A 25934-nucleotide genomic window follows, 5' to 3' on the forward strand; every position below is an offset into this window, starting at 1 on the left:
ACCGATCAGTAGGGTAATGACGGCGCAGCCGCGTCGCAGACCTCGTGAAGGGCGGGTCGGGGAGTGCCACCACTGTCACGACTGGTGCGAATCCAACTGGTGATCGTGGTGATCGTCGGTGTACTCGCCACTGCGTTTGCGGGCGTTCGTTACGCGCGCCTCGACAAGGCCGTCGGTATCGGCAAGTACACCGTCACCGCGTCGATGCCGGATTCCGGCGGCATTTTCGAGAATGCGGAGGTCACCTATCAGGGTGTGCCGGTGGGTCGGGTCGGCCCGCTGAAGCTCACCGATAAGGGTGTGGATGTGACGTTGGATCTGGATTCGGGTGGTCCGAAGATTCCGGATTCGGCGGTTGCGGTGGTGGCGAATCGGTCGGCGATCGGTGAGCAGTTCGTGGATTTGCAGCCGTCGTCGAATGATGGTCCGTATTTGCGGGATGGGTCGCGGATTGTGAAGTCGTCGGTGCCGCCGAAGTTGGAGGATGTGGTGTCCTCGGCGATTGATTTCACGGGGTCGATTCCGGTGGATGATGTGCAGACGGTGGTCTCGGAGTTGGGTAAGGCGTTCAACGGTCAGGGTGAGAATGTGACCCGGTTGGTGGATGCGTTGTCGAAGTTGTCGGCGGCGGGTGTGGACAATTTGTCGCAGACGGTGTCGTTGATTGCGAACTCGAATGTGGTGTTGGGGACGCAGGCGGCGCAGTCGGATGAGATTCGTTCGTGGGCGCGGGGGCTGGATCTGGTGGCGCAGACGTTGGTGTCGGCGGATCCGGATGTGCGGCGGTTGTTGTCGACGGGGACGTTGTCGGCGGTGCAGATCTCGAAGTTGTTGCGTGAGCATGGTGGCGACATCACCAAGGTCGTCAAGGACCTCGCCTCGACCACCCGCGAGGTCGCGCCGACGTCCTTCGCGATCCAGCCGGCGTTCAGCATGCTGAGTCTGTTGTCGGCCGGGGCGCACTCGCCCGCACCGGGCGACGGTCAGATCCACTTCGGTGTGGTCCTGGAGACGAATAATCCGCCGGCCTGCACGCGTGGCTATGAGGGAACCGCGGAGATGATCCGCCGGATGAAGGACAAGGACCCGACCTTCGACATCCGGTACGACGACTTCCCGTTCAACACCGACGCGCAGTGCACGGTGCCGGTGGGCAATCCGACCGGTGTGCGGTCCGGGGCCCGCGCCGAACTCGCGAACCCGGACGTTGCGCAGCCGTGGGACAACAATCCCAAGAAGGACCCCGACAAACTCAATCTGAACCCGCTGGCATCGCAGCTTGCGGCGATGATGGGCGTGCATCCGCGCTGATCAGAGCGCTGCTCATGGTGTCGTGCATCACACTGTTGCCGCTGATCAGGGCTTTGTCCGGAACCGATTTGCACCCGCGATCCGGCCACCTGTAACGTGGTGTTCACCCAACGCGGGGTGGAGCAGCTCGGTAGCTCGCTGGGCTCATAACCCAGAGGTCGCAGGTTCAAATCCTGTCCCCGCTACTACGATTCAGGCCCGACCGGCACAGCCGGTCGGGCCTGAATCTTTTACGTCTCCGGCGATCAACCGGTGATCGGCGGTACGAACTCGCAGGGCACGCGAACCGGATGCTCCGGGTCGAGGGCGTTGAGGACCATCATCGCGGTGCGGCGGGAGCCGGCGAGGCCGGCGTGCTCGCTGTAGTCCCGGGCGCAGGAATCCTGAACGACGATGTTGCGCACCGACTCTCCGCGACGACCCGGCACCTGCCCGCTGGTGTAGGGGAGCACGAGCTCGTCGTAACGGGTCGAGATGTTCGTGTAGTCGACGCCCTTCACGTACGGGCTGCCGCCCTTCCAGATCTTCCTGACCATGTCCGAGCCGTCCATCATCTGTCCGCAGGCATTGCAGATCGGCAGGTTGGCGCCGAGGGCCTTGGCGAAGACCGGTGTGACGGGGCTGCGCGCAGTGCCGTGCCAGAGCGGCGCGAGGGACACGTACTTGGAGACTTTGTCGGACCCGCCAAGGTATTTCAGGTAATAACCGGGCATGAAGGTGCCCTGCGAGTGGCCGACGAGATCGACCGTGCGGGCACCGGTGGCCGCCAGCACGCGGTCGACGTATCGCTTCAATTGTGCGGCGCTGTACTCGATCGGCATCATGCCGCCGATCGCCGTGCCCGGCCAGGGCACGCCGGGGATCGTCCCGTAGGTCGGCGCGAAGACGCAGTAGCCGCGATTGGCGAGCGTCGCGACATAGGCGCCCCAGTTGGTCTGCTGTGCACCGCCGGTGCCGTGGACGAGGACCACCGGGCGTGGATGCTCACGGGATGGCTTGCAGCCGAAGTCATTCGACCCGGGCAGCGATCCGCCGTGATTGGTGAGTTCGGCGGGGATTCCGGACAGGAAGTTGAAGGTTTCCGGGAGCTTGGGGCGCGGTGCCGCGGAGGCCGGTGCCATGAGGCCGAAAGCCAGGCACGCCGCGCCGATCACCGCGGCCAGCCCGACGAAACTGCGCCTGCCTTGACGGCCCCGACTCCCTTCGCTGTCACGATCTGAGCGTTTCCCCTGGTAAATCATCTGAACTCCCCCTCGCGTCGATGTGGCGTCAACCTAACAAGCGCTCGGGCGGGCGGGAATCGGTTTGGAATTATCGACCGCATGGAAGAATGTGCGAATGCACGCACATCCGCCGACGCCGATGACCGCCGCCGCGCACGCCGATCATCTGGCCACCCTGCCCTTCGACGACACGGTCGACTTCGAGAACGCCGACCGGGGCTTCATCGCCGCTCTGCAGCCCGGTGTCGTCGCCGCCGCCGACGGACGTGTGGTGTGGGACAACGATGCCTACGGTTTCCTCGATGCCGACGCACCGCAGTCGGTGCACCCCAGTCTGTGGCGGCAGGGGCAACTCTGCCGGAAGCAGGGTCTGTACGAGGTCGTCGAGGGCATCTATCAGGTGCGTGGTCTCGACGTCTCGAACATCACCTTCATCGAGGGGGATGAGGGGATCATCGTCATCGATCCGCTGATCTCCACGGAGACGGCAGCGGCGGCACTCGCGCTGTACCGGCAGCACCGCGGCGACCGCCGGGTGGTCGCCGTGCTGTATACCCATAGCCACGTCGACCATTTCGGTGGCGTACTCGGGGTGACGACTCAGGAGGACGTGGACGCCGGGCGCGTCATCGTCATCGCGCCCGAGGGTTTCGCCGAGCACGCCGTATCCGAAAACGTCTACGCGGGTACGGCGATGAACCGGCGTGCGACTTACATGTACGGCAAGGGCATCGACATCGATCCGCGCGGTCACGTGGGATGCGGTCTCGGACAGAACATCTCGACCGGCGAGGTCGCCTTCGTGGCGCCGACCGTCGACATCACCCACACCGGGCAGACCCTCGACGTCGACGGTCTGCGGCTCGAGTTCCAGATGGCGCCGGACAGTGAGGCGCCCGCGGAGATGCATTTCTACATCGACAAGTTCAAGGCCCTCTGCATCGCCGAGAACGCCTGCCACAATCTGCATAACCTCGTGACCCTGCGAGGTGCCCTGGTTCGTGATTCGCGGTCGTGGGCAGGCTATCTCACCGAGGCCATCGACCTGTTCGGTGATCGGATGGACGTCATCTATGCGTCGCACCACTGGCCCACCTGGGGCCGCGGCCAGGTCGTCGACTATCTCGGGCTGCAGCGGGATCTCTACTCGTACCTGCACGATCAGACGTTGCGGCTGATGAACCAGGGGCGCACCGGCATCGAGATCGCCGAGGACCTCGAGCTGCCACCCGCGCTGTCCAACGCGTGGCATGCCCGTGGCTACTACGGTTCGGTGAGCCACAACATCAAGGCCATCTACCAGCGCTACATGGGCTGGTTCGATGGCAACCCCGCCCGTCTGTGGCCGCACCCGCCGGAGGCGCTCGCGCCGCGGTACGTCGCGGCGATGGGTGGTATCGAGCGAGTCGTCGAGATCGCGCAGCAGGCCTTCGACGACGGTGACTATCGCTGGGCCGCAACCCTTCTGGATCATGCGGTCTTCACCGACCCGCAGCACTCCGGTGCGCGCACGCTCTACGCCGACACCCTCGAGCAACTCGGGTACGGTGCCGAGACCGCCACGTGGCGAAACTTTTTCCTGGTCGGTGCCTCCGAACTGCGGAACGGCAATCACGGTACGACGGTCAGCACGACATCGCCCACCGTGCTCGCCCAACTGACTCCGGACCAGATCTTCGATTCGGTGGCCATCCGCGTGAACGGGCCACGAGCGTGGGATCTCGACATCGAGTTCGACGTGGTAATCGAGGAACCCTCTGTCCGCTACCGGCTTTCGCTCCGCAATGGTGTCCTCGTGCACCGGCGCGTCGACGACCGCGCCGAGCCGGCGTCGACCGAACTGATCGTCGCCCGCGCCCAGCGACTGCTCGGGCTGGCCGTGGGGGACCTGAGCAGTCCGGGGCTCGAGATTCGTGGCGACGATGCGGTGCTGCGCACCCTCGTCGGTGTCCTCGACGACCCGGACCCGGCGTTCGAGATCGTGCTGCCCTGATCGAAAGAGCCGGGCGGGCCGAGTGGTTCGGCCCGCCCGGTCTCGATCACTTCGCCAATTTCCGGAGCACGGTGCGGGCCTGAGCGTCCGCGCCGAGCTGATTCGGATGGAATGGATAGGCCAGCGGCGTGGTGTTGACCGCTGACGTCACCGACAACCCTTCCAGGTAGCGCACCCCGGCAGGTCGGCACATGTCATGCCCGACCGATGCCGCATAGGTGTCGGCCACCTCGACTCCCGTCTTCGCGGCCACCGCGCCCAGCATGGTGTTGATCTGCCGGAGTTTGTCACTCAGCCACACCACATCGGACGTCGCGATGGGCAGACTGGGCCAGCATCGCTCCGGGTGGGACGTCGGCAGGGCCGACAGATAGTTGACGATCACGATCCGCGCCCGCGGTGAGCGACGCTGAATCTCCTTGACCACCCGGGTGATCGACACCTGGGCAGCTCCGACAGAATCGGCCAACCGGTCCCGCCCCCCGACGATGTGGCGGGACCGGCAGCCGCCGCCCGGCGGGTTCACCGCCACCGGACTGAGACATGTCTGAAGCGTCATGGCCCAATCGGTGTCGTTACCGCCGAAGGCGAGTGTGACCAGGTCGGTCGTCGGGGTGAGACGATCGGCCTGTGGTGGATTGACTCCGCCCAGTTCTGCGCGCTGGGCGGTGAAGAAGTCCTGGGAGACCGCGCCGCTGCAGGACGCGTCGCGGAAGGTCCTGACCTTCAACTGGCGTGCGACCTGCCGTGGGTAGCCGGTGGGCGACTGGGTGCAGTCGAGCGGCGTGCGGCGTTCGACGACCGGGAACGCTGTGAGCACGTCCGTGGTCCACGAATCACCAAGGGCGACATACTCTGTGTACTTCGGGGTATCGGCCGTGGCCACCGCCCCGGCGAGCGCGGTGGCGGCCAGCGTCGCCGAGGCGATCACCGCCGACAGGGTGTCTCGCACCGCCCGGCGGCGCCTCGACGTCGTCATGCGACCGCGTCCAGGGCAGCGACGATCGCCGTGGCGGCATGTTCGGCGGCCTCGCGCGCCGCACTGCTGAATCCCGTGACGTTGATGTAGGGGTGGATGACCGAGCCCGCCACGTGCAGCGTGACCTGATTACCCGCATCGGTGAGGGTTTTCGCGTAGGCGATGCCCTCATCACGGAGCGGGTCGAAGCCGGCGACCCCCACATAGGCCGGCGGCAGATTCGTGTGGTCCTCGGCCAGCGCGGGGGAGACCCTCGGGTCGAGGGCGTGCGCCGGGTCGGAGAGGTATCGCTCCTTGTACCAACGGATCTGATCGCGCGTCAGGAAGAATCCGTCCGCGAGTTCCTCGTAGCTGGCCGATTCATGTGCGAGATCGACCGACGGGCTGAACAGCACCTGCAGGCAGGGACGGAACGGATGGTCGCGCAGTTCGATGCCGAGGACCGCGGAGATGTTCGCGCCCGCGCTGTCGCCCGCGACGACCAGACGATCCGGCGCGATGCCCCAGTCGCGGCACTTGTCGACGGCGTACTCGTATGCGGCCAGCGCATCCTCGATGGCCGCGGGGAACGGATGCTCCGGGGCCAGCCGATAGTCGACCGACAGAACGTCGGCGCCGGTGAAGGAGGCCAGGAAGCGAACCGCGGAGTCGGTGCTCACCCGGTCGCCGAGAACCCAACCGCCGCCGTGGAAGTAGACGATGAGTCCGCGCGGCGCTCCGTGGTGGGCTCGGTAGCGGGTGGCCGGGATGTCGCCACCGGGACCGGGGATACGGATCTCGTCGTCGACGATCGCGAAGGGCGGGAACGTGTCCGCGAAGAGGAGGCCTTCTTCCCGGAGTTGCGCGCGTGCTTCGGGGATCGGTTTCGTGGAGAAGTCGTTTCCTGGTATGCGGTTGAGAACCGCCACGGCACCGGCCAGTTCGGGGGCCAGTCGATGGCCGAGGGAATTGGTGGGCGCCTTGCGTCCGAGCCAGTTCCAGACGCCGACGGGGACGGACTTCAACACCGCCCGCATCGCGCGGCCGATCGGTGGCAGGGTGAGTTCTTCGGTGGTGGGCATGGTTGTGCTCCTTGAGATATCGGGATCAGAGAGTGGACGGCTGCACGCGAAGGTGATCGGCGAAGCGCGGCTCCAAGGCCGACCAGCCGACGGTTTCGCGTACCCGCCGGATGGTCTTGTCGTACGCCTTCGCGTCGACGTAACCGGCGTGCCGAGCGGATTGCACGAGACGCAGCCCGCCGGACAGGTCGGGATGGTCGGTGCGGATCAATTGATCGAAGGCATGAGCGTGCTGGGGACGTGACGTCTGATCCCGCAGATACTGTGCGATCAGGTTGGAGATGTTGTCGAACAGCGTGAACGCGCTCGAGTTCACCTCGACGAAGCCGAGTGTGAAGAGGTTGTGATGCCGCCGATTGAAGGCGGTGAGGTACTGCGCGGGACGGTCTCCCGTCCATTCGAACAACTGTGGCTCGACGTACGGGATGCGCATCTCGTAACCGGTCGCATAGAGGACCAGGTCGATCTGCTCGCGGCTCCCGTCCGTGAACACCACATCCGGCCCGTCGAACCGTTCGACGTCGCCCTTCACTGTGATGTCACCGTGTTGAAGATGGTGCAGCAGTTGGCTGTTCAGCAGTGGATGGGATTCGAACAATTTGTGGTCGGGCTTCGGCAGTCCCCATCTCGTGATGTCGCCGACGATCAACCGCAGCAGTCCGGTGACGAGGGGGCGTTCGATCCAGCGCGGCAACGCGGCACCTGATTTGTCGAACGCATCGGCCGGTATGCCGAAGATGTGTTTGGGCACAATGTGATATCCACGGCGCACACTGACGAACGCGGCGTCGGCCGCCTGCGCGGCATCGCACCCGATGTCGGCTCCGGAGTTGCCCAGTCCGATCACCAGAACACGTTTACCGGCGAAGTCGCCGGCACTCCGGTGGGTGATGGCGTGCCGGATCTCGCCGTCGAAGGTCCCGGGATGCACGGGCGTGCGGGGGTGCCAGTTGGTGCCGGTGGCGCAGACCACCGCCCGGTACCGTCGCGGCGGCCCACTCCCGGGTCGGACGAGCCATAGGCCGGCCCGATCCGGGTCGGGTGTCACGGAGGTGACCGGGGTACTGAACTCGATGACCTTCTCCAAGCCGAAGGTCCGCGCGAAATCAACTGTGTAGGAGAGTATCTGCTGTCGCGTCGGGTAGTCCCCGAAGTAGGTGGGCATCGGGAAGTCGTAGAACCCGGATACGTCGCGTGACGAGATGAAATGTGCGCTCTCGTACATCGGGCTGCCGGGATTGTCGATGTCCCAGAGTCCGCCGACGGCGCTGTGCCGCTCGAAGTGGTCGTAGTCGATGCCGTATTTGCGGAAGAGGCGGGCCGCGCTCAGTCCGGCCGGTCCCGCGCCGATGATGGCGACGGCGTCCGATCGATCGGTGATGTCCTCGCCGAGCGGCGGACGGTCGCTGGTCTGCTCGCTCATCGTCCTGCCTCCTCGGAGGCGACGGGACGGGTGCTGGTGGTGGCGAGGTACCGGACGCGCCCGCGTTCGCCGATGCGGTTCACCGTCGGCAGTATGAGTTTCGTCAGGCGCGGAAAGCATTGCAGCAGACGGGTTGTGTAACCGTCTCCTCGGGGCACGAACAGTTCGGCACGCCCGCGGCCGATCGCCGCATCCACCGCGTCGGCGACGTCTTCGACGGTCGAGATCGAGCCGACGAAGTTCAGCAGACTGCCGCCGTGGGTCGCCTCGTGATAGAGCATCGGGGTGTCGACCGCGCTGGGATAGATGCCGCTCACCGTCACGCCCTGCGGCGCCAGTTCCAGGTGCAGGGCACCCAGGTACGCACGCAATCCCGCCTTTGCCGCGGAGTAGGCGGCGGAACCGGGGAGGCTGAGCACGGCGCCCTGGGACACGGTGGCCACGATGTGCCCCGACCCCCGCCCGATCATGGCGATCGCGGCCGCGCGGGCGAGCTTCGCGGTCGATCGCAGCATCACGTCGAGGTGCAGGTCGATGGTTTCGGGAGCGATGTCGACCACGTCGCCCGGCACGATGATGCCCGCGTTCAGGAAACACACGTCGAGGTCGTGTGCCCATTCGTCGATGATCTGGCGGGACAGCCGGTCCACGTCGGCCGGATCGGTCAGGTCGCAGACGACCGGCGTCGCGGCGGGCCCGATGCCGTCGACCGCTTCCTGAGCCAGGCGTGTGCTGCGCTCGGCCGCCAGGATCCGGAACCCGCGTGCCGCGTGGCGCTGTGCGACCTCCTGGCCTATCGCACCGGCTGCTCCGGTGATCAGGATGAGTCGTTGAGGGGACATCGCGCCTCCTTTGTCGTTCGGTGAGCTGATCGGCGGGGCACACCGCCGAAACATAAGTCTGTCGACTGCCTTGGTCAACTGACCTAAGTGTGAACGATAGCGAAGACCAGTTGTTAGTGGAAGGTATTTCCGGTTTCCGGTGTGTTAAAGATTTGCCGGAGCCACGTGATTGGGTGTGGTTCGTAGACTGTTCGAGGATCGAGGGCACAAGGGGACAGGTGCCCGCGCAATCGTGGGTGGATGGAGGCGTCGGTCAGTGATGAAGGTCGAGGAGCGTCGGCAGCGTCTGGTTGCCGCGGCGTTCGAGGTGATCGCCCGCGACGGAGTGTCGGGCGCCAGTACGCGCGCGGTGTGTGCGCAGGCGGAGATGCCGCAGGGCGCGTTCCACTATGCGTTCCGCTCGAAGGACGAATTGCTCAGGGAGTTGAGCCGGACGGTTCTCGCCGAACAGACGGGGCATCTGCTCAACCTCGAAGACGTGCCGGAGAGTCTCGAGGAGACCGTGGAGTTGATCCTGAACCGGATCTTCGATGTGGCGATCGAGAATGCCGACCGTCAGATGGTGCTGACCGATCTCATGGTGCTCGACCTCGGTGCGGGCGATGATCCGGGTGCGCTGAATCGATGGCAGTTCCAGCAGTACGGGGAGATCGCGGAACGTTTGCTGACTCAGACCGCCGATCGCTTCGGAATCAGCTGGGATGTTCCGGTGCCTGCGCTGGCCCGCATGGTGGCCATCACCATGTCCGGAACGACATTGGCGTGGCTGGGCGATCGTGATGTGGATACGGCCCGCCGATCGCTCGACGTCCTGTCCTCCGCGATCGTGGGTTTCGCCACGCGCTGACCAACGGTCCGGTCAGCGAGCCAGTCCGTCGGTGATCACGCGCACGAGATCGTCGTGCGGTGCCATCGGCAGCGCGTGGTGCGTACCGGTCGGCAAGGTCGTCACAGTTGCGGAGGGGAGCAGTGTTCGCACACGCTCCGCGACGTGAACGACGTTGTGTACCTTGCTGTTCGGTGCCAAGACCACGGACACCGGGGTGTCGGCGAGAGTGGCGAGCCGGTCACGTCCCGGTCGTTTCGGCACCACGGGCCGCGCGTTCGGGAAATCCTCGGCGCCGAATGCGATGACATCGACCCAGTCGGGATCGAGATCCGCGTTGCCGGTCTCCCAGGCGAGGAAACGTCGCATACGTCGTTCGTTGGGGCGCACGAGAATCGGTATGGCGTGCAGGAGGTAGTTCGGCCGCATGCCGGCAAAGCAGGAGTTCGGTTCGAGGAGCACGAGGTGGCTCACGCGTGCAGGCCGGGCGAGGGCGTAGGCCAGGGCGATCATCGAACCGTAGGACTGTCCGACGATGTCGACTTCTGTTGTGCCGCAGTCGTCGAGGATTTCGTCGATCCACCGGTTCAGGTCGTCGACGGTGCGCAGCCGTTCGCGCGTGATGCTGCGACCCGGATCGCCCGGAAGGTCGGGGGCGATGATCCGCCGACGGTCGGCAAGGCATGCCGACAGGGTGGTCCACGCCATTCCGGTCGCACCGCCACCGGAGATCAGCAGGGCGGGAGGCCCGTCGCCGTCGGGCCCGGCCTCGGTGACGTGGGTGTCGCTGAAACTCCCCGCGATCATCCGCTCGGTGGTGCCGGTCGGCCATCGATCCAGCAATCGCTGATACGCGGCGGAGAATCGGTCGCTCACGTGCACCCCTCCTGATATCTCGATCATCGAATTATTCGATGATCGAGACAGTACCCGAGTCCCGACGGCGACGCGCGGGATAGATTGTGCGAATGAGCACCGCGCGGTCGTCGGGAGCCGGGAGTCGACCGGAACTGAGAGTCGAACACGATGTGATCCACCGTGTGCGGGCCCTGACCGTCGGGCTGCAGATGTTCGGCGCCGAGTTCGCCGCCCGGCACCGTCTGCACCAGACCGATATCCGGGCACTCATCGTGCTGCTGGATTGCGAACGTGCCGGGGAGTCGGCGAATCCGGGGCTACTCGCCGAACGGCTGGCGCTCGGTTCGGCGGCGGTGACAGCCCTGCTCGATCGTATGGAGAACGCGGGTCTCGTTGCTCGGGAGCGTGATCCGGCCGATCGTCGCCGCGTCCACCTCACCGTCACCGACCGCGCGGTCCGGATGGGGGACAGCTTCTTCGGCCCGCTGATCGATCGGGCCGTCGGCGTGATCGAGGAATTCACCGAATCGGAGATCGCCGTGGTGCGCCGGTTCCTTGACCGGATGACCGACACGGTCGACGACGTCCGATCGCTCTGAGCACCGGCCGAGCGGACGCCTCGGCGCTACCGTGGACCCATGGCCACCGACAAGTCGATCCACGAACACATCAACGAACTGATCAACGAGGAACACGAGCTGCGCAGCGCACTCGGCCAGGGCGAGATCTCACGCCAGGAGGAGAACGCGCGGCTGCGTGATGTGGAGGCCGCGCTCGACCAGTGCTGGGATCTTCTGCGTCAGCGTCAGGGCAGGCGGGATGCGGGCGAGAACCCGAACGACGCCACCGTGCGCCCACGCAACGTCGTCGAGAACTACCTGGACTGAGCTCCGCGGCGTCGGCGACGACCGTTTGCCGACGCCTACCCGCCGTCCGCCGCACGAGCGTCGTTCCAACGGCGTGGCAACGATCACACCGCTACCCTCGATGCGCGGCGGGTCAACATCCGTCGGCATGCGAGATGTCTCGATGAGAGGGTTGGCGATGGGTAGGTACAGCGACGCGTTCACGCAGGCGGCGGACGATCCCGAGGGCTTCTGGCTGTCGGCCGCGGAGGGCGTCGACTGGATCTCGCCACCGACGCGTGCCCTCGACGATTCGTCGGCACCGAGCTACCGCTGGTTCCCCGACGCAACGCTGAACACCTCGTACAACGCACTCGACCGGCACGTCGCGGCCGGACACGGCGATCGGCCCGCGCTCATCTGGGACTCCGCGATGGTCGGCGAGCAGCGCACCTACACCTACGCGCAGCTGCTCGACGAGGTGTCGCGCTTCGCCGGCGTGCTGGCAGCGGCCGGTGTCACCGCGGGGGACCGCGTCATCATCTACATGCCGATGATCCCCGAGGCCGCGATCGCGATGCTGGCATGCGCGCGGATCGGTGCGGTGCACTCGGTGGTGTTCGGCGGCTTCGCGGCTCCCGAACTCGCCACCCGCATCGACGATGCGGAACCCGTCGCCATCGTCACCGCATCGGGCGGTCTCGAGCCCGGGCGCACCGTCGAATATCTGCCGATGGTCGCCAAGGCGCTGGAGCTGTCCGCGTCGCCGCCGGAGACCATCATCGTCAAGAACCGTGCCGAGATCCCCGGCAGCGCAGCCGATCATGACGGATGGCTGGACTGGGACGAACAGATCGCGGCGGCCCGGCCCGCCGATCCGGTGACGGTGGCCGCGACCGATCCGCTGTACATCCTGTACACGTCGGGAACCACCGGAAAGCCCAAGGGAGTGGTGCGCGACAACGGCGGCCACGCCGTCGCGCTCACCTGGTCGATGGGCAACATCTACGGCATCGAGCCCGGTGATATCTGGTGGACCGCCTCCGACGTGGGCTGGGTCGTCGGCCACTCCTACATCGTCTACGGTCCGCTGCTGGTGGGAGCCACGACGGTCATGTACGAGGGCAAGCCGGTCGGAACCCCCGACGCCGGCGCGTTCTGGCGGGTCGTCGCCGACCATGGGGTCAACGCACTCTTCACCGCGCCCACCGCGATCCGTGCCATCCGCAAGGCCGATCCCGATGCCGCCGAACTCGCCAACTACGACATCTCCTCGCTGCGTACGCTGTTCGCGGCGGGGGAGCGGCTCGATCCGGACACCTTTGCATGGGCGTCGTCGGTCCTCGGCGTTCCGGTGGTCGATCACTGGTGGCAGACCGAGACCGGCTGGGCGATCGCCGCGAATCTCCGTGGCCTGGAACCGATGCCGCTCAAGGCGGGCTCACCCACGGTGCCGGTGCCCGGGTATCGCGTCGGCGTCGTGGACGCGGAAGGGAACCCGCTCGGCGCGGACGAGGAGGGCAACATCGTGATCGCACTGCCCCTCCCGCCGGGGACCCTCGCCGGGCTGTGGCGCGACGAGGAGCGCTACCACAAGTCCTACCTGTCGGCCTTCGAGGGCTACTACCTCACCGGCGACTCCGGATATCTGGACGCCGACGGATACGTCTTCGTGCTCGGACGCTCGGACGACGTGATCAACGTTGCCGGACACCGCCTTTCGACGGGCAGCATCGAAGCCGTGGTCGCCGCGCATCCGGCGGTCGCCGAATGCGCGGTCGTCGGCATCCACGACGACCTGAAGGGCCAGCGGCCCAGCGGCTACGTCGTCCTCAAGGCGGGCGTGGAGATCGAACCCGACGTGCTGCGCGACGAACTCGTGGCCAAGGTGCGCGACGAGATCGGCGCCGTCGCGACCTTCCGTGACGTCACCGTGGTGCCGGCACTGCCGAAAACCCGTTCCGGCAAGATCCTGCGCAAGACGATGCGGCAGATTGCCGACGACGAGGAGTACACGGTGCCCTCGACGATCGAGGATCCGGACGTCCTCGACGCGCTCGCCAGACAACTTCGGGGCTGACGGCGCGAAAGGTGGGTCGGCGGTATAGCGTTCGGACCATATGACCGCCGACTCCCACCCCGAACTGCCACTCGATCCGGACACACCGCCGCTGCACGTGCGCCCGTCCGCGCTCGCATGGGTCTTCGCGGGCGGAGCGATCGGCACCGGGCTGCGCTATGGGCTCGAGGAACTGTGGCCCACGCCGGCAGCGTCCTGGCCATGGGCGACCTTCATGATCAACCTGTGCGGCGCCTTCGTCCTCGGAGTGCTGTTGGAGTCGCTCGCGCGTCGTGGTGCCGACGACGGGTGGCGGTTGCGCGCGCGTTTGTTCGGAGGTACCGGCCTGTGCGGCGCCTTCACCACCTACAGCACCTTCGCGCTGGAGATATCCCTGCTCGGACGTGATCACGCCTACGGGCTCGCGATCACCTACGCGGTGGTGAGCATCGCCGCCGGTGTGGTGCTCGCGTGGGCGGGAATCGTTGTCGCGGAACGATTGTCCCGGAGTCGGGCGTGATCGCCGTCGCGGTGATGGTGGCCGGTGCGCTGGGCGCGGTGGCTCGCTTCGTCGTGGACGGAGCCCTGCGCCAACGGTGGCGACGCTGGCCGTGGGCCACTCTGCTCATCAACCTGACCGGATCACTCGTGATCGGGATCGTCGCCGGTGCCGTGCTGTTCCACGCGGTGCCCGACGACCTGAAAGCGGTCGTCGGCACCGGCTTCTGTGGTGGATTCACCACCTTCAGCACGGCAAGCCTGGAGACGGTCCGCCTGGTCCAACAATCCAGGCGGACCGCCGCCCTCGGCTATGTGATGAGCACTGTCGCCGGGAGCGTAACCGGCTGTCTGTCAGGCCTTCTCATAGCGTGGTGGATCTGACACCGTCCGCTGAACGTTGCAGCGTTCGCGAACGGTGCAGAGGTGCCTCAGGAGGGGAGGCTCCCGATGAGGGTGCGCAGATCCTGCAAAGGCTTGGCCGCCGGTCCCGGGATCTGCTTCTGCACCGAGTCGATCGCTGTATCGACCTGCCGCTTCACCTCTGCGGTGTCCTGTGCCTTGCCTGCGTCGACGGCCTGCCGGACCGACGTGCCGATCCGGTGGACCGTTGTCAGTGCCTCATCCGCGGTCGGCAGATGCGGGATGTCCTGCTCGGCGCGCATACGCGGAGAGGGCTTGCCGCGCTTGCCTTTACGGGCCTTCTCTCGCTGGATGTCCTTGATGGCACGGTCGCCTGCGATTACCGCGCCGGCGATGGGGATTCCCCAGGCGAGCGGCACGGCGGTCACCACGGTTCCCAGAAGTCCGCCGATCGAGGCTCCGATGATCCCGCCTCCGAACGCGGATACCGGACCGCCCACGCCGAATCCGATTGCTGCTCCGATGCCGCCGCCGACGAGAGCCGCCGCCACACCGACGGGCAGCGCGATGAGCAGGGTCAACCCGACTCCGATGGCGGTGCCGGCGGCAAAGCCGCCGAATGCGGCGATGGCGATCCGGGTCTGTTCGGCGCGCGTGAACGCCCCCCGGTTGGCCTGCGGTTTCCCATGACGTTGCTTGGCGGCCGGTGCCCAGTAGGGCGTGATGATCGAGCTGGCGTAGGGCGTGATGATCGAGGCGGCCGCGACGGGTATCGCCGGCACGGCCACACTGTGGACGGCCGGAGTGGGCGCCGCGGCCCGTGCCTGTTGAGCGGTCCCACCGAACTGCACGGCGGCCGTGACCGTGATCGCAGCCGCGATCGCGCGTATCGAAAGTGTTCTGAAATTCGTGTGGTGACGAATCACTGTAGAAGTCTCCCCGACTTGGATGCCCCGACGGCCCGTTGCCGTCCGGGTCGGAGCGAACCTACCAGGGAGTGACCCCAAAAATCATTCAGTCGACCGACTAAGTCGGTCGACTGAATGTTGTGAGGCCGTTTACTTCAGTTCGGCGCTGCTCTTGTTCAGCACCCGGCGGGCGATGATGAGCTGCTGGATCTGCTGCGTGCCCTCGAAGATGTCCAGGATCTTCGAGTCGCGGGCCCACTTCTCCACCAGGAGCCGTTCGGAGTATCCGAGGGTGCCGGTCAGCTCGACCACCTTGTTGGTGATGTCGGTGCCGGTGCGGCCGGCCTTGGCCTTCGACATCGAGGCCTCGAGGGAGTTCGGCTGCTTGTTGTCGGCCATCCAGGCGGCCCGCATGGTGTGCAGGTAGGCGGCCTCGAAGTCGGACTCCATCCGGATGAACTCGGCGGCGGCGGCGGTCTGATCGGCGGCGGGCCGGTCGTAGTCGATCTCGATGCCCGCGTCCTCCAGGATGCGCCGCAACTCCTCGAGTGCCGCGCGAGCGACACCCACGGCCATGCCGGCGACCATCGGACGGGTGTTGTCGAAGGTCTGCATGACCCCGGCAAAACCCTTCTGCACGTCCACTTCCGGTGAACCGAGCAGGTTGTCCTTCGGAATGCGGCAGTTGTCGAAACGGATGACGGCGGTGTCGGACACACGGATGCCGAGCTTGTGCTCGAGACGCGCCACCTCGACGCCCGGGTGCTCACGCGGCACCACGAAGCTCTTGATGGCCGCACGGCCCAGGCTCTTGTCGACGGTCGCCCACACCACGATGTGGGTGGCCCGCGAACCGGCGGTCACGAAGATCTTCTCGCCGTTGATGACATACTCGTCGCCGTCGAGAGTGGCCGTGGTGGAGACGGCGGCCGAGTCCGAGCCGAAGCTCGGCTCCGTGATGGCCATCGCGGCCCACACCTTGCCGAAGCGTGCGAGTTGCTCGTCGGTGGCGACGGCGGCGATGGCCGCGTTGCCGAGCCCCTGGTAGGGGATGGTCAGCATGAGGCCGACGTCGCCCCACGACGTCTCCATCGTGTTGATGACCGACTGCATGTTGCCACCGTTGACCACGGCACCCTCGGCGCGCGGCTTGCTCGGCTGCTGGCTGCGACCGCCGTCGGCACCCGCGCCGGCCTGTCCGGCTTCGGCGAGACCGTCGTACAGGCTGGCGAGCGTGTCCAGCTCCACCGGGTAATCATGTTCGCGCAGATCGTATTTGCGCGAGATGGGCCGGAAGATCTCGGCCGCCGCCTGATGCGCCTGGTCGATGGTGACGCCGAGCTTCTTCGGCAGTTCCAGATTGATGCTCATGTGTGTATCCCTCGGATCGCAGCCGTCAGAGGACGACGATGCCCTCGCCGATGCCCGCGCCCCGAAGGTCGCGGTACCAGCGCTCGACCGGATGTTCCTTGGTGAAGCCGTGGCCACCGAGCAGCTGCACGCCGTCGAGGCCGATCTGCAGGCCCTTGTCGATGGTCAGCTTGCGGGCCAGCGCCGCCTCGCGGGCGAAGGACAGTCCCTGCTCGGCACGTGCCGCGCCACGCAGGGTGACCAGCCGGATGGAGTCGGCCTCGGTCGCGATGGTGGCGACCATGAAGGCCACCGCCTGACGGTTCGAGATCGGCTCGCCGAAGGCCTCACGCTCGTTGACGTAGGGCACCACGTAGTCGAGGACGGCACGCGCGGTACCGGCCGCCAACGCCGACCAGCCCAGGCGCGAGAGGCGGACGACATCGCGGTAGGCGGCGAAGGCCGCGTCGCCCTCGGCCTCGCCGAGCAGAGCCGACGCAGGCACGGCTACATCCTGCAGGAGCAGACGGCCCATACCTGCGGCACGGACGCCCATGCCCGGATCGGCCTCGACGATCAGGCCCTTGGTGTCGGACTCGACGACGAACAGCGCGGGCCGTCCGTCGAGCTGGGCGCCGACGATGAACAGCTCGGACGAACCAGCTGCCGGCACAAAGGATTTCACGCCGTTGAGGCGGTAGCCGCTGGGTACCCGGGTGGCCTTGGTGTCGAGATTGAAGGCGTCGAAGAGCGGCTTCGGCTCGGCGATCACCACGGCCGACTGCGGCACGTTCTCGCCGGCGAAGTCCGGGAGGTAGGTGCGCTGCTGGGCGTCGCTGCCGAAGTTGGTGAGGGTCGTCGCGACACCGCTCGGCGCGAGCAGCGGGAGGGCCAGACCCATGTCGCCGTACGCCATGGCCTCGGCGACGAGCGCGTTGGTGACCACGCCACGTTCGGTGGCGGCGCCCTCGAAATCCTCGGGCACGTTGATCATCGTGATGCCGAGTTCCGCCGAGCGCTTCCGGATCTCCTCCGGGGTCTCGGCCTTGGTGTCGGCGTCGGCGGCAGCCGGGCGCAGGATCTCGACGGCGAAGTCCTTCACCGTCTCGGCGATCATCTGCTGCTCGTCGTCCGGCGTCAGGTTGAAGTAGTCCTTGGGGGTGGCGGCCAGGCGCTTGGCGTCGCCCTTCGAGCCGCCCTGGGCGGCCTTGAACGCACGGTTGGCCGCGCCGAGTGTCTGGAAGCAGGTCTTGGTGCCCTGGTAGGCGACCCGGTTGAGCGGTTCGCGGAGGTTGTACTTCTCGGCGAACTCGGAGCCTGCGACGGTGCTGAGCACGCGCATGGCAGTGCCGATCACATTGCGGCGATGCGGATTCTTGCCGACGGCAGAGGTGTCGCGCGGTTCGGTATGCGTTGTCATGATCCCCAGCTGTTCGTTGAACTTACTGACTAGTAAGGAACGACCTTACTACTGAGTAAGAAGCTTGTCACGCCCCTGTCGCGAACGTCTACCCTGGAACGGTGATCTTCACCGAAGGACCGGCCGCGCGGCCCGCCGGTGCGCAGCCCGGACGGCTCTCCGCCGCAGTGGTCACCGGTGTTGGCGTGACCGCCGTCGCGGTGGCCGCGCTGCTGACGCCCGCCGCCGTCGCATCGGGGCCGGATCTGTGTCCGTTCCGGCGGATGACCGGCCTACCGTGTCCCGCCTGCGGACTGACGCGCAGCTGGGTCGCCCTGGCGCACGGTGACGTGATCTCGGCCTTCTCCTTCAATCTCTTCGGTCCCGTCTTTCTCGCGGTGACGGTGCTGGCGACACTCGCCGCGGCATGGGCGCTCGTCCGCGGCGGGACCGTGATGGCCGGACTGTCGCGAATGCTCACGCATCCGATCGCGTTCGGGATCGTCGCCGTGTGGTTCGGCTACGGTCTGGTGCGCATCGCCGACGCCGCGGCCGGATGGGGGATTTTCCCGGACATCACCGGCTGACGATCGGCCCGCGCGGTGGAAGAGTGGAGCCATGCAGATCACACACTTCGGCCACTCCTGTCTGCTGGTGGAAACCGACGACGCCCGCATCCTGTTCGACCCGGGCACACTCTCCAACGGATACGAGGGGCTCACCGGGCTCGACGCGATCCTCATCACGCACCAACACCCGGACCACTGCGACGTGGCCAGGCTGCCGGATCTGGTCGCGGGCAATCCGGAAGCGGCGCTCTTCGCCGATCCGCAGACGGCGGCGCAGCTGAACGGCGATGACGTCGCCGGTGCGTGGGGAGCGGCGCACGTGGGCACCGAGATCACCGTCGGCGACGTGACGGCGCGCGCCACCGGCGGACGCCACGCGGTGATCCACCCGGAGCTTCCCGTCGTCGACAACGTGGCCTACGTGCTCGACACCGACGATCGGCGCGGGGCCTTCATGCATCCGGGCGACTCGTTCTACATCCCGTTCGAGGCCGTCGACATCCTCGCGTTGCCGTCGGCCGCGCCCTGGATGAAGCTCAGTGAATCGGTCGACTATCTGCGGGCGATGGCCCCGCGCGTGGCCGTACCCATCCACCAGGCGATCCTGTCCGACGCCGGAACGGGCATCCATTACGGGCGCCTCACCGAAATGAAGGACGACAGAACCGAATTCGTGGCGCTGGATCCGGAGTCGGCACGCGACTTCTGAACGCGTCACGTGTGACCACGGCACGTTCTAGCGCACGCGTTTCGCTCCTGCTCACCTGATCAGGGGAGCAGGAGCGAACCCGGTGAGCGTCAGGCAGATCGGAGGCGATTCAGGACGTCGTCGTGCAGCAGCGAGTTGGTGGCGACGGCGCTGCCGCCCGCAGGGCCTTCGGTGCCGTCGAGAGCGGTGAAGCGTCCCCCAGCCTCCCGTACCAGGATGTCCAGTGCGGCGAGGTCCCAGAGGGACACCTCGGGTTCGGCGGCGATGTCCACGGCCCCCTCGGCGACGAGACAGTAGTTGTAGAAGTCCCCGTAGCCCCGGACCCGCCAGACGTCGTCGGTGAGCGCGATGAAGTCGTCGCGGATGCCCCGCTCGGCCCAGCCCGACAGGCTGGAGAACGCGAGGCTCGACGAGCCGAGTTCACGCACACCTGACACCGACAGCCTGCGGGGCATCTCCTGGTCGTCGAAGGAACCGAAGGCCCCGAGTCCTTCTGCGGCCCACCAGCGCCGGCGCAACGCCGGGGCCGACACCACGCCGACCCGCGGGACACCGTCGATGAGCAGGGCGATCAGGGTGGCCCAGACGGGCACCCCGCGCACGAAGTTCTTCGTTCCGTCGATCGGATCGACCACCCACTGTCTGCCCTCGAGGATCGCGTCGCCGCCGAATTCCTCCCCGAGGACCGCGTCGCCGGGCCGTCGGGCCGAAAGTCGTTGCCGCACCATCTTTTCGCAATCCAGGTCGGCATCGGACACCGGGGTGAGATCCGGTTTGGCATCGACGCGCAGGTCGACCGCGCCGAACCGTTCCATGGTCAGCGCGTCGGCCGAGTCGGCGATCGACAGGGCCAATTCCAGGTCGTCGACCAATGATTCGCGGGGCATGCGGGTAGGTTATCGGGCCATGAGCGACGCGGTGGCGAACACCTTGATCATCCTGGGGATGATCGGTGTGACGATCACCCCCGCCGTTCTCCTGGTCTACGCGCGACGCAAACAGCGGCGGCCGGGAGGCTTCGTGGACTACGACCCCGGACTGGGGCGCTGGAATTCGTTTCCGGCGGGTGCCGACGAACGAGGTGTCGGCGTCGACGAGGGCAACTCACTGATCGTCGGCGACGACTTCCCGGACGACGATCACCTCTACGACGACGATCCGGTCATCAGGATCCGCCGAAAGCGCCGACGGCAGGGCTGAGGTCGGGCACCACTGATTGCGGACGCCCGATATCCGGCATTCCGGTCGGTAGGCTGGACGCATGTGGCTTGCGGTGGCATTCAGTCTGATGTTGGCGGCTCTGCTCGTGGCGATCCTGTATCAGCGGCAGCGCAGTCAGAACCCGCGCCCGCTCGACGCGAAACGCGCGTCGCAGTTCGTCGAGGGCAATCTGACCGTGACCGGGGTCAGCGACCGTCCGGATCAGGGCGATGCGAAGGGCGAACGGTTCTGCACGCTGTCCGGGACGATCGTCGGTCCCGAGACCGCACCCACCGAGGTGTACGGAACGCTGGTGCTGGGCGAGTCCGAGCCCTGGCCGCAGGTGGGGGCCGACCTGCCGGTGATGTACAAGCCGGGCAAGGCGATGACCACGTGGCGGTTCGGCCGGCTGCCGAGCCAGTAAGCTAGATGATCGTGCATCCCGACGTAACCGCAGATCTCGAATCCATCGGCACCACCTTGACCACGGTCGAGAAGGTGCTCGACCTCGACGAACTGCGCCGGCGCATCGACGAGCTGGAGATGCAGGCCTCCGATCCTGATCTCTGGAACGACCAGGAACACGCTCAGCGGGTGACCAGCGAGCTGTCCCATGCGCAGTCCGAGTTCCGCAAGGTGACCGAGCTGCGCCAGCGCCTCGACGACCTGCCGGTGCTGTACGAGCTCGCCGAGGCCGAGGAGGGCGACGATCAGACGGCGGCTCTGGCGGACGCCGACGAGGAACGGACCACCCTCCGCGCCGACGTCGAGGCCATGGAGGTCAAGACGATGCTGGCGGGCGAATACGACCAGCGCGACGCCCTCGTCAACATCCGCTCCGGTGCGGGTGGCGTGGACGCCGCCGACTGGGCGCAGATGCTGATGCGGATGTATGTCCGCTGGGCCGAGCAGCACGGCTACGGCGTCGAGGTCTACGACACCTCCTACGCCGAGGAGGCCGGGCTGAAGTCGGCGACCTTCGCGGTCAAGGCGCCCTATATGTACGGCACGCTGTCGATCGAACAGGGCACCCACCGGCTGGTGCGCATCAGCCCGTTCGACAACCAGGGCCGTCGTCAGACGTCCTTCGCCGAGGTCGAGGTGCTGCCGGTGGTGGAAACCACCGACCACATCGACATCGACGAGAACGACGTGAAGGTGGATGTGTACCGCTCGTCGGGTCCGGGAGGACAGTCGGTGAACACCACCGACTCCGCGGTCCGTCTCACCCATACGCCGACCGGCATCGTCGTGACCTGTCAGAACGAGAAGAGCCAGCTGCAGAACAAGGCGTCCGCGATGCGGGTGCTGCAGGCGAAGCTGCTCGAACGCAAACGTCAGGAGGAGCGCGCCGAGCTCGACGCCCTCAAGGGCGACGGCGGGTCCAGCTGGGGCAATCAGATGCGCTCGTATGTGCTGCACCCGTATCAGATGGTGAAGGATCTGCGCACCAACGTGGAGAGCAACAACCCGACCGCGATCCTCGACGGAGACATCGACGAGTTCATCGAGGCCGGCATCCGCTGGCGGATGGCGGGCGCCGATGGTTGATCCGTACAGCTTCCACGTGGCGGAAGTCGGGTCATTCGGCGCGGACCGGCTGTTCCGCTGGGTCGCGACCAGCGGTCTGGAGATCGTTCTCTGGATCCTGGGCGCCGCCATTCTCATCCGCTTCATCGGGTGGGCCGGCACCAAATACGCGCACAGCATCGAGAGCCAGTTCGAGGGCAGCGAGATGCTGGTGCGGACCGAGCGCGCCAAACATCAGCGCGCCGTCGTGGACGTGGTGCGGTGGACACTCATCTCGCTCGTCGTCTTCCTCTGCGGCCTCCAGATCCTCGGGGTCTTCGGTGTGCCGATCAGTGGCCTCGTCGGTCCCGGCGCAATCCTCGGTGCCGCACTGGGTTTCGGTGCGCAGCGAGTGGTCCAGGATCTGCTGGCCGGATTCTTCATCGTCACCGAGAAGCAGTACGGCTATGGCGACGTGGTGCGGCTGTCGCTCACGAGCAACGTGATCTCCGAGGGCACCGTCGAGGACGTCACCCTGCGTGTGACCAAACTCCGGACGACCGACGGCGAGCTGGATACGGTGCCGAACGGCCAGATCATCAAGGCGACCAACCTGTCCAAGGACTGGGCACGGGCCGTCGTCGACATCCCGATCCCGGCCGAGGTCGACGTGAGCAAGGTGAACGAGATCCTCGAGGCGGTCGGCAAGGAGTTCTACGCCGACCCGCGCTTCCACGATCGTCTGCTCGACGCTCCCGCGCCGCTCGGCGTCATCGACATGGAACTCGACTCGATCACCATCCGGATGGTGGCCCGCACCCTGCCCGGCATGCAGTTCGACCTGAGTCGCGCCCTGCGCGTGCGCATCATCCGGAGTCTGGCCCGCGCGGGCATCACCATCGCCCCCGGGCACGACGTGCGGTACGCGTCGGCGCCACCGACGTCACTGGAGGACGGCGGCAAGGATCGCGCGACCCGACGAGCGGGAGAGGAGAAGGCCTCACATGACTGACGATGCGAAGGACCCCTCGTCCCCGAACGACCCGTCGCAGCGTAAGGATCCGCCGTCCCACAACGTGCGGCGGGCCACCGAGCGGATGCCGCTGCCGCCGGAACCCGACGAGACTCTTCCCGACCTGACGGCGCCCGGCGACGTGCCGGACGCCGGTCAGACACCACCGCTCGACACCGCGGATCCCGATCTGGAGAACGCGAATTCCGGCGACGACGCATCCGGGAAGGACTCCGCGCGTAAGCCCGGACGGATTCATTTCCCGTGGGAGGACTGGGGATACATCCCCCATACGCGTATCCGGACGAGCACCGCGTTGCTGGTGGGTGTGTTCGTGGGGCTGCTGATGCTGTACGGCTACACCTCCGAGCGCTACGGCATCGTCGAGCCTGCACCCGCACCCCGGCCGCCGGCCACCACCACGCCGTACGTTCCACCGCCGGTGGAGGAGTCGCCGACGACCTCGGAGACCAGTGTGTCGCCGACGAGCCCGGACGAGTCCCTGAACCCGTCGGATACCACGGAGACCACCCCGGCCGAGGGCACGGACGGACCGAACACCGGCGGTGAGGAGACCGGATCGCGGTCCACACCGCCGACGACCGGGCGTTCGGTGCCGGGTCTGCCCGGTGTCACCGTGCCGAACTTCGGTCTACCTGGTCAGACGTCCGAGGTGCCGGAACGCTGATCGACGCGTGTCGGGTGCAGGGTCCTCTCAGGACCCGTCGCTAGACTGGCTTCTCGTGATCAAGCTGGAGAACGTCACGATGAAGTACAAGGCGTCGAGCAGGCCCGCGCTCACCGATCTGAGTCTCGAACTCGACAAGGGTGAGTTCGCGTTCCTGATCGGTCCGTCCGGCTCGGGCAAGTCCACCTTCTTCCGCTTGTTGCTGAAGGAGGACAAGCCGACATCGGGTCAGGTCTACGTCGGCGACTATCACGTGAACACCCTGAAGGCGCGGATGGTGCCGAAGCTGCGGCAGTCCATCGGCTGCGTGTTCCAGGACTTCCGGCTGCTGCAACAGAAGTCGGTGGCCGAGAACGTCGCCTTCGCCCTCGAGGTCATCGGCAAGCCGCCGTCGACGACCCGCAAGATCGTTCCCGAGGTGCTGGACTACGTGGGACTGTCCGGCAAGGCCGACCGCATGCCCAACGAATTGTCCGGCGGCGAGATGCAGCGTGTCGCGATCGCCCGGGCCATCGTGAACCGGCCGCTGCTCCTGCTGGCCGACGAGCCGACCGGAAACCTCGACCCGGAGACCAGCGAGGAGATCGTCGACGTGCTCGACCGTGTGAATCGGCGGGGCACGACCGTCGTGATGGCCACCCACGATCGGAACATCGTCGACTCGATGCGCCGCCGTGTCCTCGAATTCGACAACGGGCACCTGGTCCGCAACGACACCCAGGGCGTCTACGGCATCGGTTAGCCCCATCCGCGACCGAACCCGACCGCATCCGCACATCCGTTAGGACAGAGCAACTTCCATGCGAGCGAACTTCATCATCGGCGAGGTGCTCAACGGTTTCCGCCGGAACGTGACCATGACCATCGCCATGATCCTCACCACGGCGATCACTCTCGGCATGTTCGGCGGTGGTCTGTTGATCATCCAGATGGCCGACAAGAGTCAGAAGATCTTCCTCGACCGGGTGGAGATGCAGTTCTTCATCAACGAGGCGGTGTCCAAGGCGGATCCGAACTGTCAGCAGGCTCCCTGCTCGGTGCTGCGGACCGAACTCGAGAAGGCCCCCGGCGTCGGATCGGTGACGTTCATCGACGTCAACAAGGCCTACGAGCAGGCGAAGGAGACGTTCAAGGACAACCCCGACATCGCCGACAACATCACCAAGGACACGGTGCCCGCATCGCTGCGCGTGCGGATGTCGGATCCGGATCAGTTCGGTGCGGTGCTCGACGAGTTCAAGGACCGCAAGGACCTCGGCGTGGACGGGGCGATGGATCAGCGTGAACTCGTCAAACGGATCTTCAGCGTGCTCGACGGCGTGCGCAACGCGGCTTTCGCGGTGGCATTGGTCCTGGCGCTCGCGGCGATCCTGTTGATCGTGAACACCGTTCAGGTCGCCGCGTTCACCAGACGGACCGAGGTGTCGATCATGCGGCTCGTCGGCGCCACCCGCTGGTACACCCAGTTACCGTTCCTGTTGGAGGCGGTGATCGCCGCGCTCATCGGCGCCTTCCTCGCCATCGGCGGTCTGCTGGTGGCCAAGGTGGTGTTCTTCGACAACGCGCTGCGAGATCTGTACGGTGTGAACATTCTTGCGCGAATAGGGATTTCCGACGTTCTGTTCGTATCGCCGTGGCTCATCCTCGGGGGAATTCTGTTGTCTGGGATCACCGGGTATGTGACGCTTCGGTGGTACGTGCGGGAGTAGCGCTCGCCGCTCGGTAACCGAGTGAGAATCGACGAGCGTAGCGAGGAGGCTCGGAGCGAGTGTTGGCCGAGCGGCAGAAAGAGGTGAGAGATGGCGAAGGAAAAGGGTCGTACCGTGATCGCGACCAACCGTAAGGCGCGGCACAACTACACCATTCTCGACACCTATGAGGCCGGAATCGCGTTGCTGGGCACCGAGGTCAAGAGTTTGCGTGAGGGCAAGGCATCGCTGGTGGACGCGTTCGCGACGGTCGACGACGGTGAGATCTGGTTGCGCGCCTTGCACATCCCGGAATATGGGAGCGGCTCGTGGACCAATCACACGCCGCGCCGCAACCGGAAGCTGCTGATGCATCGCCGGGAGATCGACAACCTGATCGGGAAGATCCGGGACGGCAATCTGACGCTGGTGCCGCTCTCGATGTATTTCAACGACGGTCGTGTGAAGGTGGAGCTGGCGCTGGCGCGCGGCAAGCAGGCACATGACAAGCGTCAGGATCTCGCCCGGCGCACCGCGCAGCGTGAGGTCGAGCGGGAAGTCGGCCGGCGCGTCAAAGGGATGTGATCGGGTGCGGCGGAGCACTCTGGCAGCGGCGGTGAT

28 protein-coding genes and 1 tRNA gene are annotated in these 25934 nt (G+C 66.3%); 19 read left to right on the forward strand and 10 right to left on the reverse strand.

Features of this window, described 5'->3' with window-relative positions; all coding sequences use genetic code 11:
* The first annotated feature begins 84 nt into the window (after window positions 1-84).
* Both AC4JJG_RS05110 and AC4JJG_RS05115 read left to right on the forward strand, forming a co-directional pair.
* The gene (locus AC4JJG_RS05110; RefSeq protein WP_495399856.1) at window positions 85-1311 is read left to right on the forward strand and encodes an MCE family protein; all 1227 of its coding nucleotides are present in this window, start codon (window positions 85-87) and stop codon (window positions 1309-1311) included.
* 111 nt (window positions 1312-1422) lie between these two features.
* Window positions 1423-1496: transfer RNA gene (locus AC4JJG_RS05115), tRNA-Met, on the forward strand.
* A 60-nt stretch (window positions 1497-1556) separates the two neighbouring features.
* Here the strand turns inward: AC4JJG_RS05115 and AC4JJG_RS05120 are convergent.
* Window positions 1557-2552 carry an esterase/lipase family protein gene (locus AC4JJG_RS05120; protein WP_495399857.1) on the reverse strand — a complete coding sequence of 332 codons (996 nt, stop codon included), beginning with the start codon at window positions 2550-2552 and terminating at the stop codon, window positions 1557-1559.
* 97 nt (window positions 2553-2649) lie between these two features.
* On the opposite strand from AC4JJG_RS05120, the gene AC4JJG_RS05125 reads away from it, so the two are divergent.
* On the forward strand, window positions 2650-4527 hold the full coding sequence (locus tag AC4JJG_RS05125) for an alkyl/aryl-sulfatase (RefSeq protein WP_495399858.1): 1878 nt from the start codon (window positions 2650-2652) through the stop codon (window positions 4525-4527).
* A 46-nt stretch (window positions 4528-4573) separates the two neighbouring features.
* Here AC4JJG_RS05125 and AC4JJG_RS05130 read toward each other — a convergent pair whose 3' ends face one another.
* From AC4JJG_RS05130 to AC4JJG_RS05145, 4 genes are read right to left on the reverse strand one after another with little or no spacing between them, the layout of a single operon-like run.
* Entirely contained in the window at window positions 4574-5479 is a 906-nt protein-coding gene (locus AC4JJG_RS05130) for an SGNH/GDSL hydrolase family protein (protein ID WP_495405744.1), read from the reverse strand.
* A gap of 23 nt (window positions 5480-5502) precedes the next feature.
* Entirely contained in the window at window positions 5503-6567 is a 1065-nt protein-coding gene (locus AC4JJG_RS05135; protein WP_495399860.1) for an alpha/beta hydrolase, read from the reverse strand.
* A 25-nt stretch (window positions 6568-6592) separates the two neighbouring features.
* Window positions 6593-7990 (reverse strand): flavin-containing monooxygenase, encoded by a 1398-nt coding sequence (locus tag AC4JJG_RS05140; RefSeq protein ID WP_495399861.1) that lies wholly within the window; start codon window positions 7988-7990, stop codon window positions 6593-6595.
* A complete protein-coding gene (locus tag AC4JJG_RS05145; protein WP_495399862.1) occupies window positions 7987-8832 on the reverse strand; it encodes an SDR family NAD(P)-dependent oxidoreductase in 846 nt (281 codons plus the stop codon). Before AC4JJG_RS05145 ends, AC4JJG_RS05140 begins: the two co-directional genes overlap by 4 nt.
* Before the next feature lie 259 nt (window positions 8833-9091).
* Here AC4JJG_RS05145 and AC4JJG_RS05150 point away from each other — a divergent pair, with 259 nt between their 5' ends.
* A complete protein-coding gene (locus AC4JJG_RS05150; protein ID WP_495400484.1) occupies window positions 9092-9679 on the forward strand; it encodes a TetR/AcrR family transcriptional regulator in 588 nt (195 codons plus the stop codon).
* Window positions 9680-9691: 12 nt separating this feature from the next.
* On the opposite strand, the gene AC4JJG_RS05155 is transcribed toward AC4JJG_RS05150, so the two are convergent.
* Window positions 9692-10534 carry an alpha/beta fold hydrolase gene (locus AC4JJG_RS05155; RefSeq protein ID WP_495399863.1) on the reverse strand — a complete coding sequence of 281 codons (843 nt, stop codon included), beginning with the start codon at window positions 10532-10534 and terminating at the stop codon, window positions 9692-9694.
* Window positions 10535-10626: 92 nt separating this feature from the next.
* On the opposite strand from AC4JJG_RS05155, the gene AC4JJG_RS05160 reads away from it, so the two are divergent.
* The 5 genes from AC4JJG_RS05160 to crcB all read left to right on the forward strand — a co-directional run bounded on the left by AC4JJG_RS05160 (window position 10627) and on the right by crcB (window position 14302).
* Window positions 10627-11115, forward strand: a complete 489-nt coding sequence (locus AC4JJG_RS05160; RefSeq protein ID WP_495399864.1) for a MarR family winged helix-turn-helix transcriptional regulator — start codon at window positions 10627-10629, stop codon at window positions 11113-11115.
* A 39-nt stretch (window positions 11116-11154) separates the two neighbouring features.
* Window positions 11155-11403 (forward strand): DUF2630 family protein, encoded by a 249-nt coding sequence (locus tag AC4JJG_RS05165; protein WP_495399865.1) that lies wholly within the window; start codon window positions 11155-11157, stop codon window positions 11401-11403.
* A 157-nt stretch (window positions 11404-11560) separates the two neighbouring features.
* Window positions 11561-13441, forward strand: a complete 1881-nt coding sequence (locus AC4JJG_RS05170) for a propionyl-CoA synthetase (protein ID WP_495399866.1) — start codon at window positions 11561-11563, stop codon at window positions 13439-13441.
* A 40-nt stretch (window positions 13442-13481) separates the two neighbouring features.
* Window positions 13482-13940 carry a fluoride efflux transporter FluC gene (locus AC4JJG_RS05175; RefSeq protein ID WP_495399867.1) on the forward strand — a complete coding sequence of 153 codons (459 nt, stop codon included), beginning with the start codon at window positions 13482-13484 and terminating at the stop codon, window positions 13938-13940.
* Entirely contained in the window at window positions 13937-14302 is a 366-nt protein-coding gene (crcB, locus tag AC4JJG_RS05180) for a fluoride efflux transporter CrcB (protein WP_495399868.1), read from the forward strand. The genes AC4JJG_RS05175 and crcB overlap by 4 nt, the downstream gene beginning before the upstream one ends.
* 47 nt (window positions 14303-14349) lie before the next feature.
* Here crcB and AC4JJG_RS05185 read toward each other — a convergent pair whose 3' ends face one another.
* The 3 genes from AC4JJG_RS05185 to AC4JJG_RS05195 all read right to left on the reverse strand — a co-directional run bounded on the left by AC4JJG_RS05185 (window position 14350) and on the right by AC4JJG_RS05195 (window position 17959).
* Window positions 14350-15063, reverse strand: a complete 714-nt coding sequence (locus AC4JJG_RS05185) for a hypothetical protein (RefSeq protein WP_495399869.1) — start codon at window positions 15061-15063, stop codon at window positions 14350-14352.
* A gap of 276 nt (window positions 15064-15339) precedes the next feature.
* Window positions 15340-16560 carry an acyl-CoA dehydrogenase family protein gene (locus AC4JJG_RS05190; protein WP_495399870.1) on the reverse strand — a complete coding sequence of 407 codons (1221 nt, stop codon included), beginning with the start codon at window positions 16558-16560 and terminating at the stop codon, window positions 15340-15342.
* Window positions 16561-16585: 25 nt separating this feature from the next.
* The gene (locus AC4JJG_RS05195; RefSeq protein WP_495399871.1) at window positions 16586-17959 is read right to left on the reverse strand and encodes an acyl-CoA dehydrogenase family protein; all 1374 of its coding nucleotides are present in this window, start codon (window positions 17957-17959) and stop codon (window positions 16586-16588) included.
* 101 nt (window positions 17960-18060) lie between these two features.
* Between AC4JJG_RS05195 and AC4JJG_RS05200 the strand changes: the two genes are divergently transcribed.
* Both AC4JJG_RS05200 and AC4JJG_RS05205 read left to right on the forward strand, forming a co-directional pair.
* Window positions 18061-18525 carry a DUF2752 domain-containing protein gene (locus AC4JJG_RS05200; RefSeq protein ID WP_495399872.1) on the forward strand — a complete coding sequence of 155 codons (465 nt, stop codon included), beginning with the start codon at window positions 18061-18063 and terminating at the stop codon, window positions 18523-18525.
* Window positions 18526-18556: 31 nt separating this feature from the next.
* Complete coding sequence (locus AC4JJG_RS05205) at window positions 18557-19216, forward strand: MBL fold metallo-hydrolase (RefSeq protein ID WP_495399873.1); 660 nt, start codon at window positions 18557-18559, stop codon at window positions 19214-19216.
* A gap of 89 nt (window positions 19217-19305) precedes the next feature.
* Here the strand turns inward: AC4JJG_RS05205 and hisN are convergent, their stop codons facing one another.
* On the reverse strand, window positions 19306-20103 hold the full coding sequence (gene hisN, locus AC4JJG_RS05210; protein ID WP_495399874.1) for a histidinol-phosphatase: 798 nt from the start codon (window positions 20101-20103) through the stop codon (window positions 19306-19308).
* Window positions 20104-20122: 19 nt separating this feature from the next.
* Between hisN and AC4JJG_RS05215 the strand changes: the two genes are divergently transcribed.
* From AC4JJG_RS05215 to smpB, 8 genes are all read left to right on the forward strand, one after another.
* Window positions 20123-20416 (forward strand): hypothetical protein, encoded by a 294-nt coding sequence (locus AC4JJG_RS05215; RefSeq protein ID WP_495399875.1) that lies wholly within the window; start codon window positions 20123-20125, stop codon window positions 20414-20416.
* Window positions 20417-20477: 61 nt separating this feature from the next.
* Window positions 20478-20840 carry a hypothetical protein gene (locus AC4JJG_RS05220; RefSeq protein ID WP_495399876.1) on the forward strand — a complete coding sequence of 121 codons (363 nt, stop codon included), beginning with the start codon at window positions 20478-20480 and terminating at the stop codon, window positions 20838-20840.
* An 11-nt stretch (window positions 20841-20851) separates the two neighbouring features.
* Window positions 20852-21967 carry a peptide chain release factor 2 gene (gene prfB / locus AC4JJG_RS05225; protein WP_495399877.1) on the forward strand — a complete coding sequence of 372 codons (1116 nt, stop codon included), beginning with the start codon at window positions 20852-20854 and terminating at the stop codon, window positions 21965-21967.
* Window positions 21960-22937, forward strand: coding sequence for a mechanosensitive ion channel family protein (locus AC4JJG_RS05230; RefSeq protein WP_495399878.1), 978 nt, complete (start codon window positions 21960-21962; stop codon window positions 22935-22937). Before prfB ends, AC4JJG_RS05230 begins: the two co-directional genes overlap by 8 nt.
* Window positions 22930-23625, forward strand: a complete 696-nt coding sequence (locus AC4JJG_RS05235; RefSeq protein ID WP_495399879.1) for an Rv3103c transmembrane domain-containing protein — start codon at window positions 22930-22932, stop codon at window positions 23623-23625. Before AC4JJG_RS05230 ends, AC4JJG_RS05235 begins: the two co-directional genes overlap by 8 nt.
* A 55-nt stretch (window positions 23626-23680) precedes the next feature.
* Window positions 23681-24367: a cell division ATP-binding protein FtsE gene (gene ftsE, locus AC4JJG_RS05240; protein WP_495399880.1), complete on the forward strand. Its 687-nt coding sequence runs from the start codon at window positions 23681-23683 to the stop codon at window positions 24365-24367.
* A 58-nt stretch (window positions 24368-24425) separates the two neighbouring features.
* Window positions 24426-25334: a permease-like cell division protein FtsX gene (gene ftsX, locus AC4JJG_RS05245; protein WP_495399881.1), complete on the forward strand. Its 909-nt coding sequence runs from the start codon at window positions 24426-24428 to the stop codon at window positions 25332-25334.
* A gap of 90 nt (window positions 25335-25424) precedes the next feature.
* Complete coding sequence (smpB, locus tag AC4JJG_RS05250) at window positions 25425-25898, forward strand: SsrA-binding protein SmpB (protein WP_495399882.1); 474 nt, start codon at window positions 25425-25427, stop codon at window positions 25896-25898.
* Window positions 25899-25934: the final 36 nt, after the last annotated feature.

This window comes from Gordonia sp. B8661-1 (genome assembly GCF_059427765.1).